Origin of the sequence: Nocardiopsis sp. NPDC050513 (assembly GCF_044457925.1) — a bacterium.
Classification (GTDB): Bacteria; Actinomycetota; Actinomycetes; order Streptosporangiales; family Streptosporangiaceae; genus Nocardiopsis.
Genome location: NZ_JBITHK010000015.1, coordinates 80,209 through 94,145 on the forward strand (window position 1 = coordinate 80,209; position 13,937 = coordinate 94,145).

The following is a 13,937-nucleotide window of genomic DNA, read 5'->3' on the forward strand; positions in this document are numbered from 1 at the left end:
CCTATCGAGTCCTGGCCTGGTCCGCTACTTCCGGGTGAGGCGGATCACCGGGTAGGCCCGGGTGGATTTGCGCTGGTACTTCTCGATGCGGGGCTGGGCGGCGGCGACGCGCCGCCAGGCATCCTCGCGCTCGGCGCCGTCGAGCACCTCCGGCGACACCGGGACGACGTCGCGGCCGGGCAGTTCGACCGCCGCCTGCTCGGGGCGTCCGACCAGGTTGAGGTGCCAGTCCGGATGCCGCTTCGCGCCGCCCGACGCGACGACCAGCCAGGAGTCCCCGCCGTCGGGGAACCAGGCCACGGGCGTCTCCCGCTCCTGGCCGCTGAGCCGACCCACCGTGTGCAGGATCAGCACGTCCATGCCCATGAACCTCCCGCGCCCATCCCGGATCTTGCGGATGACGCGCGCGTTCATGCGGTGCTGCATCCAGCGTGAGAACGCTCCGTGCCCACCACGGCCTCCGGCCTTCCGCCCCCGTGCCATCGACTGCCTCCACTCATTGACGATGTTGTCCCTGACGGTCACACTAAGTGAGCGCGGGTTCGGGACGCTTCCCGATCCCTGATCGATTGCGGAGGGCGTGTCCGAGGCGGTCGCGCCCCCGCCGTCAGACGGCCGTGTCCAGGAGCGTCGCGGCGACGCGCCGGGCGACGGATGTCGCGCCGGTGTCGCGGTCCAGGTGGGCGGCGGTCATGGATCCGTCCACGAGCTGGATCAGCGCCGGGACCAGGTACTCCTTCTCCGCCCGTGGGCCCAAGAGTCGGTCGAAGAGCGAGTGGAGCCAGTCGCGCCAGTCGCGTACGGCCGAGCGGATGCCCTCGTGGGCCGGGTACTCCGCGGCCGCGTTGGTGAACGGGCAACCGCGCCAGTCGGTCGAGCACAGCGACCCTTCGAGCGCGTCGTAGACCGCCAGCACCCGCTCGCGGTACCCGTCGGTCCGTTGGTCGAGCGTTGCCTGGACGTGGTCGGCTATCGCCGCGTGCCGTCGGCGCAGGTACGCCTCGACCAGGTCCTCCTTCGTGCGGAAGTGCACGTACATCGTGGACTTGGCGACGCGGCTCTCGGCGATGATCCGGTCGATGCCGACCGCGTGGATCCCCTCGCCGTAGAAGAGCCGGTCGGCGGTCTCCAACAGTCGCTCGCGCACGGGGGTCCGTCGGTTCGTGGTGGTCATGCCCGCCAGTATCGAACGAACAGATCTGTTTGACAAGGTGGGGCGCGGGGGTCTAGATTCACCTGCGATCGAACGAACCAGTCTGTTCGATCCACGGAAGGAGCCTCCCATGTCCCGTGTCACCCTGATCGAGCCCGCCTCCGCCGGCCCCGTCGCCGCCGAGCAGCTGGACGCGGTCAAGAAGGCCCTCGGCGTCGTGCCGAACCTGGCCAAGGCCCTCGCCAACAGCCCGAGCGCGCTCAAGGGCTATCTCGGCCTCAACGGCGCCCTCGGCGGCGGTGAGCTGTCGGCCGCCGACCGCGAGCGCGTCGCCCTGGCCGTCGCCGAGGTCAACGGCTGCGACTACTGCCTGTCCGCGCACACCTACATCGCGGCCAACGTCGCCAAGGTGAGCGAGGTCGAGATCGTCGCCGCCCGCCGCGGCACCAGCACCGACCCGCGGTCCGCCGCCGTCGTGGACCTGGCGGTGAAGGTCACCGAGACGCGCGGGTCCCTGGCCGACGAGGACCTGGCCAAGGCCCGCGAGGCGGGTCTGAGCGACGCCGAGATCGTCGAGGTCGTCGCGGGCGTCGCGCTCAACGTCCTGACCAACTACGTGAACAAGGCCCTCGACGTCGACATCGAGTGGCCGGTGGCCAAGCCGCTCGCCGAGCTCTAGGAGTTCGCACGGTCGTCGGCCACGGCCACGGCGGCGCGGACGAGCGCCGCCGTGGCCCTCGAACGGGACTGTTGCGGCCACGCGAGGACGAGGACCGCCGGCGGTGCGTCCGCGACCGGCCGGTAGACGACGCCCGGACGGGGATAGCGGGCGGCGACGGAGGCCGGCAGCACCGGGGCGAGGTCGCCCAGCCCGACGAGCGCGAGCAGCTGGGCGAGGTCGCGGGCCGCGCCCCGGACCTCGTCGAGGTATCGGTGCAGGTCCCCCGGGCGCAGGCCGAGATCGGCCAGGGCGAGGCGGTCCCGGGCGGCGAGCGGATGGCGAGCGGACAGGGCGGCGACACGCGGTTCGACCGTCAGCGTCTCGGTGTCCAGACCCGTGCGGTCGAAGGGCTCGTGGACCAGGGCCGCGTCGGCCTCTCCCCGGCGCAGCATGCGCGGCTGTTCGTGCCACGCGCACAGCCGGACGGCGACCGGCAGAGCGGCCGGATCGGACGCGAACCGCGCCAGGACCGGTTCCAGCAGCCCCGCGTCCCCGTCGGCCTTCGCGGCCAGGACCAGCTTCGGCTCCTCCTCGGCCGCGCGTTGGGCTCGCCGCTCGGCGGCGTGCAGGGCGTCCAGCGCGATCCTGGCCTCCGCGAGCAGCACCGTTCCGGAGGGGGTCAGTGTCACGCTGTGGGTGGTGCGCTCGAAGAGCGCGACCCCCATCTGCGTCTCCAACCGGCGGATCGCGCGGGACAGGGGCGGTGCGGAGATGCCCAGCCGCTCGGCGGCCCGGGTGAAGTTGAGCTCCTCGGCGACGGCGACGAAGTAGCGCAGCGGGCGGGATTCCACGGTCTCCCCCTCGGATCGGTATTGCCCTGAGGGTAACGACTGAGAGCGGATCGATCCTTCAGTTCGGGCGCGCCACGTAGCAGGCTCGTGGACGTCCGATCGAGTACCCCTCCAGGAGTCGTCCATGATCGTCGTCACCGCCCCGACCGGCCAGATCGGCCGTCAGGTCCTCGACCGCCTCCTCGACGCCCCGAACCGGGCGACGGGGATCCGGGTGATCGCCCGCGATCCCGCCCGCCTGTCCGCGCGGGTGCGCGAACGCGTCGAGGTCGTGCGCGGATCGCACGCCGACCCCCTCGTCCTGAAGGAGGCGTGCGCGGGCGCCGACAGCGTGTTCTGGCTGGTGCCCCCGAACCCCTCGGCGGACAGCGTCGAAGGCCACTTCCGCGACTTCACCGAGCCGCTGTGCGAGGTGATCGCAGGGCAGGGCCTGGAACGGGTGGTCGCCGTCTCCAGTCTGGGACGCGGCGTGGCCGAGAACGCCGGGCAGATCTCGGCGTCGCTGGCCATGGACGAGGCCGTCGCGGGCACGGGCGTCCACTACCGGGCGGTGTGCCCCCCGTTTCTGATGGAGAACCTGCTCGGTCAGGCCGGGTCGATGCGCGACGCGGGCGTGTTCTCCCTGGCGCTGACACCGGATCGGGTGTTGCGCACGTGCGCCACCCGGGACATCGCGGCGACGGCGGCCCGGCTGCTGCTCGACGACGCCTGGACAGGGCGGGACGACGTTCCGCTGGTCGGACCCGACGATCTGTCCCCCGAGGGCATGGCGGAGGTCGTGTCCGAGGTGCTCGACCGTCCCGTCGGCGTCCGACACGTCGGCGGCGCGGACTACCGGGCGGCGATGCTGCGCTTCGGGGCGAGCGAGGCGTGGGCGGACGGCCTGGTCGACATGGTGGAGGCCATGGACGGGCAGGGCTTCTACGGTCCCGGTGTGCCGCGTACCCCCGAGTCGGCGCCCACCGGCTTCCGCCAGTGGTGCGAGGACGTGCTCAGACCGGCCGTCCTGGGCTGAGCCCCCGATCCCCGGGAACGAGATCGTGCCCCCGGACGGCGGTCCGGGGGCACCCGTGTCAGCCGTCGACGTCGAACCCTCCCGCGCGGACGCCCTGGGTGAACGCGCTGGAGAGGTGCTGGAACGTCGGCTCGGGGGTCACGATGGCTCCTCGCTCAGTGCCGAGATGAACTCGGTGGCATCGGTCTCCGGAATGGCCGCTCTGGGCCAAAATCCGCGACAGAAGGTGACAAGTATATTACCGTCGCCTCGGATGCGTCGCTGTGAGAAGGAGGCTCGGCACCGGCTATGGGCGAGATAGAGGGGTGGAATGGCTCCGACGACTCCAGGTCCGATTCCGTCTCGTCGTCGCGGCGTCCCAGGAGGGGACGATTATCTCCCGGTTTCCCCCGGCGGCGGCGAAGACGGCCACATGCTCAGGTGGAACGGGACGCGCCGCCGTCGGCCCTCGGGATCCTCCGTGACCGGTACCTTCCCGAGGGGCGGGACGTACCACGGCGGACTCGTCTCCGGGCATGGGCGATCTACGTGGTACTGACTCTCCTCACCGTGGTGGGCGGCTTTGTCGCGACCTTCGCCTACGACGTGTGGTCCACTGAGGCGCGGCTCCGCGAGGAGAGGGCGGCCCAGGTGGAGGTCGACCAGGAAAGTGCACCCTTCACCAGTTCGATCACCTACGACACGTCAACCGCCGACACTTTCTCGATCGTCCTCGACCGTCCGCTGACGGCGGAGGAGGGAGAGACGCTTCAGACCGTTCCGGCCACGGAGGTGTGGGACTTTCTCCGACCTCTGGGTGGGCGGTTGATCCGCGATTTCGGCGGCTTGCAAACAGGACCTCCGGGTGGGTGGTCTTGGGAGGAGCCCGGTGCGACCGGCGAATTCGGTGCCGCGGTGTTCAACATGAATCTCCTGTCGACACGTACTTCTCAGCTCAGCATCGTGGACATGACCCCCGTCAACATCTCGTGCGCGGAACCGACGGCCGTGACTGTCGTGGACTATCCTCCGGCTGGTCAGGCGTCCTATCCGGGTGTGGTCGTGGATCTCAACGACAACGACCCCACGCTGTACATCGCGGACGAGGGACCTGATCAAGGCCAGCCCTACTTCAGTCGAAGGCGGATCGATCTGGGCGGTGGATTGGAGCCGGGCGGCCTCCGGGTGGAGGCCCTGGTTCAGGGGCGGTCCTGTGAATGGGAGATCGAAGCGCGGTACGTCGACGCCCAACAGAACACGGACGAGGTCCTCCTTCGCGATGGCGACCGACCCTTCTTCGCCGAGGCCCCGCCTGAGCGGCCCGAGCAGTACTGGCTGGCGGCCTACGCGTACGGGGAGGCGGAGGGTCGTACCTTCGTGCCGTGCCATGAGACGCCGGAGGTGTTCAGCTGTGCCCTGGGTTTGGGGACCGAGGAGGTTCCCGAGTTCTGATCACGGCTGTGGTCGGTGGTGGCCCGGCTTGCTGGGCACCCGTGCCAGCCGTCGACGTCGAACTCTCCCGCGCGGACGCCCTGGGTGAACGCCTCCCGCCCCTGGCGGGTGTAGACGATGTGCGCGCCCTCGGGGCGGCGGCTGTGGCGGACGGCGACCCGGCCGGAGCCGTCCCGCAGGATTCCGGCCTCCACGCATGCGGCCCCGCCGTTCTCCTCTGCCTGTGGGCCCCATGACCGCTCCGCCCGGACGCCCGCGTCCGGGCGGAACACTCAGGACGCGTCGGCGAACCCCGCCCGGTACCGTCCCGGCGCGATGCCGAACTCCCGCTTGAAGGCGTTGGCGAAGGCGAACTGCGATCCGTAGCCCACCCGCGCCGCGATCGCGCTGATCGGGACGTCGGTGCGCTCCAGGAGCTCCCTCGCCCGGGTCAGCCGCCACCACGTCACGTACGCCAGGGGCGACTGGCCCACCATCGAGGTGAAACGCCGGGAGAAGGCCGCGCGCGACAGTCCCGCGCGCTCGCCCATCCCGGCGACGGTCCACGGGTGGGCGGGGTCGGCGTGCACGGCCTGGATCGCGGCGTTCACCGCCGGATCCCGCAGCGCGGACACCCATCCGCACATCCGGTCCGGACGGTGCTCCTCCAGGACCGCGCGCAGGATGTACATCAGCAGGACGTCCAGCAGTGACGGGATCACCGCGCCGCGCCCGTGGCGCGTCTCGTTCAACTCCCGCCCCAGCAGGTCGATGGCGGCCGCCACCTCCGGACGCTGTCCCACACCGGCGGGCAGGTGCACCATCGGCGGCAGCTCCGAGAGGAGGGGGTGGGGGCGGGTGGAGTCGTTCCGGTAGCACCCGCCGACGGTCACACAGGTGGCCGGATCCTCGGACACGGTGCCCAGGACGGCCGAACCGAAGCGCGGGTGCGGCCTGGCCCCGTGCCCGTCGCAGACGTACTCGCCGAGGGGCGCGTCCGGGCCGCCTCCCTCCTCCCACCTCCTGAGCGCGGGCGCGCACGTCATCTCCGACACCGGCGCGTCCGGGCGGTCGGCGAGGGCGTACCCCTCGCCGTGCGGGAGGAACAGGACGTCGCCCACGCCCAGGGGGAGGGGCTCGTTCCCCTCGGTCAGCACCCAGCAGGAACCCTGAAGGACGAGCTGGAAGGACGCCCCGCGCGAGTCGGGAAACCGCATGCCCCAGGGGGAGTGCCAGGCGATCCGTGCCGCCCACGGCTGCTCCGAGCGCGCGGCCGCGACCGCGTCACTGAGTAGGTCCATGCTCGGAGCGTACCCCACATCACATGCCTCGTGGACGATCGAGTATAGGAGTGATCGTCTCACGCATAGGATGTCTCGCCGGATGTCCGTACGGTCTACTGCGTACCCACGAGACACGAGGAAGTCGACATGACCACCACATCCCCTGAAGCCCGATCCGCGAGCACCCGTCGGGCGTGGAAGCCCCGGCTGGGCGCCGTCGCCGCCGCCAGCGTCGCCACCGCGGTCGTCGGCGCCCTGGCCCCGCTCCTGGGCGCCGACATGGTGATCGAGATGCCCGGCATGCCGCCGGGCCCGGTCCCGGTCGCCGCGTTCGTCATGTGGACGGCGCTCTTCGGCCTCATCGGCTGGGGCGCCCTGGCCCTGGCCGAACGCCTCATGGGGGCTCGCGGACGGCTGCTGTGGACGGTCGCGGCGGTCGTCTTCACCGTCGTGTCCTGCGTGCCGTCCCTGTCGGTCGGCGGAGCCGCGGCCACCGAGGCGGTCCTGGTGTTCACCCACGTCCTGGCGGCCGCCATCCTGGTCCCGGTGTTCTGGCGGAGCTCGACCGTCGCCTGACGCGCCGCGCGGGGAACCGCCCCGGTCGGACCCGGTGTCCGGCCGGGACGGTTCCCCTCACGCGGTCAGAGCCGGGACGCGGCCGCCTCGTCCACCCAGAACAGGGTGCGCTCGTCACCGCGCGCTCCCGCGACGGGCGCCTCACCGGGGTCCCCGCCCGCCAGTCCGAGCCGCACGGCCTCCGCCTTGCCCTCGCCGGACGCCAGCACCCACACCTCGCGGGCCGACCGGATCGACGGGAGCGTCAGCGAGATCCGCCGCGGCGGCGGCTTGGGCGAGTCGTGCACCGCCGCGACGGCCGACTCGTCCTCGCGCACCGCGGGCAGCCCCGGGAAGAGCGACGCCACGTGCGCGTCCGGACCCACGCCCAGCAGGCACACGTCGAACGGCGGCACCGGAGCCTCGCCGCGCGCCGCCGTCGTCAGCTCCCGCTTGTACCGGGTCGTCGCGTGCCCGATGTGGTCCCCGTCCATCCCGTCGGAGGCGGGCATCGGGTGCACGTGGTGCACCGGCAGCTTCACCCGGTCCAGCAGCGCCTCGCGGGCCTGGGTCTCGTTGCGCTCGGGGTCGCCCTCGGGCAGGAAGCGCTCGTCCCCCCACCACAGGTGCACGTGCGCCCAGTCCAGGCCGACCGCCTCGGCGCGGTCGCCCAGCGCGCGCAGGGTCGCGATGCCGACCCCGCCGCCGGTGAGCACCAGGTGGAACGCTCGTGCGTCCCGTCCGGCCCCGGCGATCAGGTCGGACAGCCGTCGCGCCGCCGCGTCGGCGAGCTCGTCCCCGTCGGCGTGCCGGAGGATCTCCGGTCCACTCATGCCCTCGCTCCGCTTCCAGCGAGCTTGGGCCCCAGGTGGCGGGCGGCGCTCGCGTAGATCTCGTCGGCGTCCAGTCGGCGCAGCTCCTCGGCCAGGGCCATGGCCGCCCCGCGCCGCTCCAGAGCCACGGTCTGGTCCGGCTGGCCGGGCCGCGACAGCGTGGCCACCCGCCCGTCCATCCGGGTCAGGGCGACGTCGCCCTGGTCGGTGGTCAGGCGGACCTCGGTCAGTCCGGGCCCGTCGGAGACGGCGCGCTCCACGGGCACCGCGAGCCGGTCGGTCAGCCAGGCCGCCATGAGGTCGGCGCTGGGGTAGTGCTCCTCGGCCGTCACGGTCGCGGAGGTCACCCACCCGCACCGCTGGTCCATGGCGCTGGCCAGCAGCGATCGCCACGGCGTCAGCCGGGTCCAGGACAGGTCGGTGTCGCCGGGGGTGTAGTGCGACACGCGTTCGCGCAGGTCGGTCAGCGGGTCGGGGGCGCGCAGCGCGTCGGTGATGCGCCGCTGGGCCAGACGGCCCACCGGGTCGGCGGCGGGATCGGTCGGTCCCACCCCGGGCCACCAGGCCACGACCGGCGCGTCCGGCACCAGCAGCGGCGTGATCACGGAGTCCGGGTGCTCGCCCAGCGGCCCGTACAGCCGCAGCAGCAGCGCCTCGCCCGGGCCCGACGTTCCCGGGCGGCGGATCTCGGCGTCGATCGCCGGGTCGGCCTTGGGGTCGCGCCGGATCAGCGCCACCACCCGCGACGGGTGTTCGCGCCCGGCCTCGGTCGCCGCGCGCACCGCGTCGTAGTGGTCGGCCTCGTCGGTGACGATGACCAGGGTCAGGACCATGTTCATGGCGCCGCCGCCGACACTGTGCCGTTCGGCCATGAGCGCCTCGGCGATGGCCGAAGTCGTGGTGTGCGGCAGGTAGAGCGTCATCGGCGGTTCCCTCCGGCGTGGTCGTGGGCGGTCACGGGCGCCGCCACTGGCGGCCGTCCCTGGCGAGCAGGGCCTCACCTGACTCCGGGCCCCAGGTGCCCGAGCCGTACTGCTCCGGCCGGCCCGACGCGGCCCAGAACTCCTCGATCGGGTCCAGGATCCGCCAGGACAGCTCGACCTCCTCCTGCCGGGGGAAGAGCGGCGGATCGCCGATGAGGACGTCCAGGATGAGCCGCTCGTAGGCCTCCGGGCTGGCCTCGGTGAACGACTGGCCGTAGGTGAAGTCCATGCTGACGTCGCGCACCTCCATGCTGGCGCCGGGCACCTTGGAGCCGAAGCGCAGCGTCACCCCCTCGTCGGGCTGGATGCGCAGGACCAGGGCGTTCTGCCCCAGTTCGGTGATGTCGGCGCGGGGGAACAGCTGCTGCGGAGCCGCCTGGAAGACCAGGGCCACCTCCGTCACCCGCCGCCCCAGGCGCTTGCCCGTGCGCAGGTAGAACGGCACCCCCGACCAGCGCCGGGTGTCCACCATGAGCTTGAGGGCGGCGTAGGTCTCGGTGGAGGAGTCGGACGGGATGCCGTCCTCCTCCAGGTAGCCGCGCACCGCCGCGCCGCCCTGCCACCCGGCGGCGTACTGGCCGCGCGCGGTCCCGGTGGACAGGTCCGCGGGCAGCGAGACCGCCGACAGCACCTTCTCCTTCTCGGCGCGGATCGCGTCCGCGTCGTGGGAGACCGGTTCCTCCATGGCGACCAGGGCCAGGAGTTGGAGGAGGTGGTTCTGGATGACGTCGCGCGCCGCGCCGATCCCGTCGTAGTAGCCCGCGCGTCCGCCCACGCCGATGTCCTCGGCCATGGTGATCTGCACGTGGTCCACGTAGCTGCGGTTCCACAGCGGCTCGAAGAGGGTGTTGGCGAAGCGCAGCGCCAGGATGTTCTGGACCGTCTCCTTGCCCAGGTAGTGGTCGATGCGGAACACCGACGACGGCGGGAACACGTCGTCGACGACCGTGTTGAGGTCACGGGCGCTGTCGAGGTCGTGCCCGAAGGGCTTCTCGATCACGACCCGCCGCCACGGCGTCGTGCCGCCGGGCCCACCCGTCGCCCGCCGTCGCCCACGGGGGGCGCTTTGCGCGGGGGGTGGGCTACCACCCTCAACGGACGCCTGCGGCGCGGTCCCCTCCTGTCCCTCCTTGGCCTCGGCCAGCCCGGAGCGCTTGAGCTGGGTGACCACGGTCGGGAAGAGCTTGGGCGGCAGCGACAGGTAGAAGGCGTAGTTGCCGCCCGTGCCGCGCTGGGCGTCCAGCTCGCGCACGGTGTCGGCCAGGCGGTCGAAGGCGTCGTCGTCGCCGAGGTCGCCCGGGACGAAACGGATGCCCTCGCTCAGCTGGCGCCACACGTCCTCACGGAACGGCGTGCGCGCGTGGTCGCGGACCGCCTCGTGCGCCTGGGCGGCGAAGTCCTGGTGCTCCCAGTCGCGGCGGGCGAAGCCCACCAGGCCGAAGCCCGGCGGGAGCATGCCCCGGTTCGCGAGGTCGTAGATGGCGGGCAGCAGCTTCTTGCGCGCCAGGTCGCCCGTGACGCCGAACAGGACCAGCACGCTGGGCCCGGCGATGCGGGGCAGACGGCGGTCCAGGGCGTCGCGGAGCGGGTTGGGCACCGCTCCGGGCATCACCGGTTCTTTCACGTGTCTCGTCCTTCTGTCGAGAGTGTCCGGTGGAGGGTGGCCGGGAACCCGCGCCCCCGTCCGGGTGGGAACGGGGGCGCGGGCCGGGCGCCCCGGGCCGGTGGGTCGGCGCGCCCCTCGTCGTGGGCGGAACGGTCCCGTCCGGGGGAGGGCTCCGCACGGCGGCCGGGGGTCAGGACGCCTGGTCGAGCTTGGCGGACAGGCCGCCCAGCAGGCTCTCCCAGGAGTCGACGAACTTGCGCACGCCCTCGTCCTCCAGGACCCCGAACACCTCGGTGAGGTTGACGCCGACGCCCTCCAGCGCGGCGAAGTCGTCCTCGGCCTGCTCGTAGGTGCCCAGGATCGTGTTGCCGGTGACGACCGCGTGGTCGGCCGTGGCGTCCAGCGTGGCCTGCGGCATCGTGTTCACGGTGTCGCGCGCCACCAGGTCGGTGACGTAGCGGGTGTCCTCGTAGGCGGGGTCCTTGACGCCGGTGGACGCCCACAGCGGGCGCTGCGGCTTGGCGCCCAGGTCGGCCAGGGCCTTCCACTCGCGGGAGGAGAAGACCTCCTCGTGCTCGCGGTAGGCCAGGCGGGCGTTGGCCACGGCGGCGCGGCCGCGCAGGGCCTTGGCCTCGTCGGTGCCGACGGCGTCGAGCCGCCTGTCGACCTCGGAGTCCACGCGGCTGACGAAGAACGACGCCACGGACTGGATGCGGGACAGGTCGTGGCCGTTGACGCGGGCCAGCTCCATCCCGGCCAGGAACGCGTCCATCACCTGGCGGTAGCGCTCCAGCGAGAAGATCAGCGTGACGTTCACGCTGATGCCCAGGCCCAGGACGCGGGTGATCGCGGGCAGGCCCTCGGCGGTCGCCGGGATCTTGATCATCAGGTTGGGCCGGTCGACCAGCCACCACAGGGCCTTGGCCTCGGCGACCGTGCGCTCGGTGTCGCGGGCCAGGCGCGGGTCGACCTCCAGGGAGACCCGTCCGTCCACCCGCTCGGTGGAGTCGTAGACCGGTCGCAGGGTGTCGGCGGCCCAGCGGATGTCGAAGGCGGTGAGCAGGCGGACGGCCTCGTCGACCGACACGCCGCGCGCGGCGAGCTCGCGCAGCTGCTCGTCGTAGGCGCCGCCCTCGGCCAGCGCCTTCTCGAAGATGGTCGGGTTGGAGGTCACCCCGGTGACGTGGTGGGTGGACATCAGGGCGGCCAGGTTGCCCGTGCGCAGCCGTTCACGGCTGATGTCGTCCAGCCAGACGGACACGCCCGCCTCGGAGAGGGCCTTCAGTGGTGTGTGGCTCATGGTGTCTCGTGCCTTCCTCGTGGGCGCCGGGCGCCCGGTAACACAGGGAGCGGGCCCCGCGCCGGGTCTCGGCGCGGGGCCCGCGACGTCAGCGTCCGGCCTTGGCGGCGCTGGCGCGCACCGCCGCGACCACGGCCTCGGAGGTGATGCCGAACTTCTCGTACAGGGTCTCGTAGGGCGCGGAGGCACCGAAGTGCTCCAGGCCGACCGACTCGCCGGCGTCGCCGACGTAGGCGCGCCAGCCCAGCGCGATCCCGGCCTCGACCGACACGCGGGTGCGCACGGACGGGGGCAGGACGCTCTCGCGGTACTCGTCGCTCTGGGCCTCGAACCACTCGACGCACGGCATGGAGACCACGCGCGTGGGGGTGCCCGCCGACTCCAGCTCCTCGCGGGCGGCCAGGGCGATGGGCACCTCGCTGCCGGTGGCGACGATGATCGCCTCCGGGGCGCCCCCGCCGGCCTCGGCCAGCACGTAGCCGCCGCGGGCGGCGTCCTCGGCGGGCGCGTACCGGGTGCGGTCCAGGACCGGCAGGTTCTGTCGGGTCAGGGCGAGCGCCGCGGGGCGGTCGGCGGTCTCCAGCACCTTGCGCCAGACGACCGCGGTCTCGTTGGCGTCGGCCGGGCGGACGACGTCCAGACCGGGGATGGCGCGCAGCGACCACAGGTGCTCGACCGGCTGGTGGGTGGGGCCGTCCTCGCCCAGGCCGATGGAGTCGTGCGTCCACACGTAGGTGACCGGCAGCTTCATCAGCGCGGCGAGCCGGACGGCCGGGCGCATGTAGTCGCTGAACACCAGGAACGTACCGCCGTAGGGGCGGGTGGGGCCGTGCAGGGCGATGCCGTTGAGGATGGAGCCCATGCCGTGCTCGCGGACGCCGAAGTGCAGCACGCGGCCGTACGGGTTGCCCGGGAACATGGTGCTGGCGCGGTCGAAGGGCAGGAAGGACGGCTCGCCCTTGGGCGTGGTGTTGTTCGACCCGGCCAGGTCGGCGGAGCCGCCCCACAGCTCGGGCAGGACCGGGGCGACGGCGCTGAGCACCTCGCCGCTGGCCTTGCGGGTGGCCATGCCCTTCTCGCTGGCCTCGAAGACGGGCAGGCTGTCCTCCCAGCCCACGGGGAGCTTGCCGGACTGGAGCCGGTCGAACAGGTCGCCGTGCTCGCCGGCGCTGCGGCGCCAGGCCTGGAACGCGGCCTCCCACTCCGAGTGCGCCTGGCGCCCGCGGTCCAGGGCCGCGCGGGTGTGCTCGATGACGGCGTCCTCGACGGCGAACGGCTCGTCGGGCAGGCCCAGGATCTCCTTGGTGGCGGAGATCTCGGCGGTGCCGATGGCCGCGCCGTGGATCGCGCCGGTGTTCTGCTTGTTGGGCGCGGGCCAGCCGATGACGGTGCGCAGGCGGATGAACGTGGGCCGCTCGGTCTCGGCCTTGCCGCGCTGGATCGCCTCGTACAGGGCGTGGACGTCCTCGTGGTACTCGCCGGAGGCGGCCCAGTCGATCTCCTCGACGTGCCAGCCGTAGGCGCGGTACCGCTCGGCGACGTCCTCGGTGTGCGCGACCCGGGTGTCGTCCTCGATGGAGATCCGGTTGTCGTCCCAGATCACGATGAGGTTGCCCAGCCGCTGCGTCCCGGCCAGCGCGCTGGCCTCGTGGCTCACGCCCTCCTGGACGTCTCCGTCGGAGCAGATGGCGTAGACGTGGTGGTCGAAGGGGCTGGAGCCCGGACCGGCCTCGGGGTTGAACAGGCCGCGCTCACGGCGGGCGGCCATGGCCATGCCGACCGCGTTGCCGATGCCCTGGCCCAGCGGGCCGGTGGTGGTCTCCACACCGGCGGTGTGCCCGAACTCGGGGTGGCCGGGCGTGCGGCTGTCCCACTGGCGCAGGGCCTTGAGGTCGTCCAGGGTCAGGTCGTACCCGGCGAGGTAGAGCTGGATGTACAGCGTGAGGCTGGAGTGGCCGCAGGAGAGCACGAACCGGTCGCGGCCCACCCACTCGGGGGCCGTCGGGTCGTGCCGCATCACCTTCTGGAAGAGCAGGTAGGCGGCGGGCGCGAGGCTCATGGCCGTGCCGGGGTGTCCGTTACCCGACTTCTCTACCGCGTCCATCGCCAGTGCTCGGACGGTGTCGACGGCGCGGAGGTCGAGGTCCGACCACTCAAGTTCGTGCGGCGTGTGGGCGTTCACGGACTTTCGTTCTCCTTCTCGGGCACCCGTTCGGCACGGTGTGCGCTGGGTGTGGTTGTGGGCGTACGGTCGCCGGGACGGTCGTCGGCGCCCGGCGCGGCCCGC

The 13,937-nt window shown here is 72.4% G+C and carries 14 protein-coding genes; 4 read left to right on the forward strand and 10 right to left on the reverse strand.

From position 1 onward, the window contains the following. Positions 1-24: 24 nt before the first annotated feature. Together ACIBFB_RS23250 and ACIBFB_RS23255 are read right to left on the reverse strand one after the other, a co-directional pair. Entirely contained in the window at positions 25-414 is a 390-nt protein-coding gene (locus ACIBFB_RS23250; RefSeq protein WP_397233478.1) for a nitroreductase family deazaflavin-dependent oxidoreductase, read from the reverse strand. Positions 415-607: 193 nt separating this feature from the next. Then, a complete protein-coding gene (locus ACIBFB_RS23255) occupies positions 608-1,174 on the reverse strand; it encodes a TetR/AcrR family transcriptional regulator (protein ID WP_397233480.1) in 567 nt (188 codons plus the stop codon). A gap of 109 nt (positions 1,175-1,283) precedes the next feature. On the opposite strand from ACIBFB_RS23255, the gene ACIBFB_RS23260 reads away from it, so the two are divergent. Beyond that, on the forward strand, positions 1,284-1,832 hold the full coding sequence (locus ACIBFB_RS23260) for a carboxymuconolactone decarboxylase family protein (RefSeq protein ID WP_397233482.1): 549 nt from the start codon (positions 1,284-1,286) through the stop codon (positions 1,830-1,832). On the opposite strand, the gene ACIBFB_RS23265 is transcribed toward ACIBFB_RS23260, so the two are convergent. After that, positions 1,829-2,665, reverse strand: coding sequence for a LysR family transcriptional regulator (locus ACIBFB_RS23265; RefSeq protein WP_397233484.1), 837 nt, complete (start codon positions 2,663-2,665; stop codon positions 1,829-1,831). The two genes, ACIBFB_RS23260 and ACIBFB_RS23265, sit on opposite strands and share 4 nt — an antisense overlap. 124 nt (positions 2,666-2,789) lie before the next feature. Between ACIBFB_RS23265 and ACIBFB_RS23270 the strand changes: the two genes are divergently transcribed. Together ACIBFB_RS23270 and ACIBFB_RS23275 are read left to right on the forward strand one after the other, a co-directional pair. Beyond that, positions 2,790-3,680, forward strand: coding sequence for an NAD(P)H-binding protein (locus tag ACIBFB_RS23270; RefSeq protein WP_397233486.1), 891 nt, complete (start codon positions 2,790-2,792; stop codon positions 3,678-3,680). A gap of 420 nt (positions 3,681-4,100) precedes the next feature. After that, positions 4,101-5,111, forward strand: coding sequence for a hypothetical protein (locus ACIBFB_RS23275; RefSeq protein ID WP_397233488.1), 1,011 nt, complete (start codon positions 4,101-4,103; stop codon positions 5,109-5,111). Here the strand turns inward: ACIBFB_RS23275 and ACIBFB_RS23280 are convergent. Both ACIBFB_RS23280 and ACIBFB_RS23285 read right to left on the reverse strand, forming a co-directional pair. Beyond that, a complete protein-coding gene (locus ACIBFB_RS23280; RefSeq protein ID WP_397233490.1) occupies positions 5,003-5,383 on the reverse strand; it encodes a DUF397 domain-containing protein in 381 nt (126 codons plus the stop codon). The genes ACIBFB_RS23275 and ACIBFB_RS23280 overlap by 109 nt on opposite strands. Continuing rightward, on the reverse strand, positions 5,384-6,391 hold the full coding sequence (locus ACIBFB_RS23285; RefSeq protein ID WP_397233492.1) for an AraC family transcriptional regulator: 1,008 nt from the start codon (positions 6,389-6,391) through the stop codon (positions 5,384-5,386). Between the two features lie 129 nt (positions 6,392-6,520). Here ACIBFB_RS23285 and ACIBFB_RS23290 point away from each other — a divergent pair, with 129 nt between their 5' ends. Continuing rightward, on the forward strand, positions 6,521-6,949 hold the full coding sequence (locus ACIBFB_RS23290) for a DUF6069 family protein (RefSeq protein WP_397233494.1): 429 nt from the start codon (positions 6,521-6,523) through the stop codon (positions 6,947-6,949). Positions 6,950-7,014: 65 nt separating this feature from the next. Here the strand turns inward: ACIBFB_RS23290 and pgl are convergent, their stop codons facing one another. From pgl to tkt, 5 genes are all read right to left on the reverse strand, one after another. After that, complete coding sequence (gene pgl / locus ACIBFB_RS23295) at positions 7,015-7,761, reverse strand: 6-phosphogluconolactonase (protein WP_397233496.1); 747 nt, start codon at positions 7,759-7,761, stop codon at positions 7,015-7,017. Beyond that, positions 7,758-8,684, reverse strand: a complete 927-nt coding sequence (locus ACIBFB_RS23300) for a glucose-6-phosphate dehydrogenase assembly protein OpcA (protein WP_397233498.1) — start codon at positions 8,682-8,684, stop codon at positions 7,758-7,760. The genes pgl and ACIBFB_RS23300 overlap by 4 nt, the downstream gene beginning before the upstream one ends. A gap of 31 nt (positions 8,685-8,715) precedes the next feature. Next, positions 8,716-10,353, reverse strand: a complete 1,638-nt coding sequence (gene zwf, locus ACIBFB_RS23305) for a glucose-6-phosphate dehydrogenase (RefSeq protein ID WP_397233612.1) — start codon at positions 10,351-10,353, stop codon at positions 8,716-8,718. A gap of 187 nt (positions 10,354-10,540) precedes the next feature. Next, positions 10,541-11,650, reverse strand: coding sequence for a transaldolase (gene tal, locus ACIBFB_RS23310; protein WP_397233500.1), 1,110 nt, complete (start codon positions 11,648-11,650; stop codon positions 10,541-10,543). Between the two features lie 88 nt (positions 11,651-11,738). After that, the gene (gene tkt / locus ACIBFB_RS23315) at positions 11,739-13,832 is read right to left on the reverse strand and encodes a transketolase (protein WP_397233502.1); all 2,094 of its coding nucleotides are present in this window, start codon (positions 13,830-13,832) and stop codon (positions 11,739-11,741) included. Between the last annotated feature and the right edge of the window lie 105 nt (positions 13,833-13,937).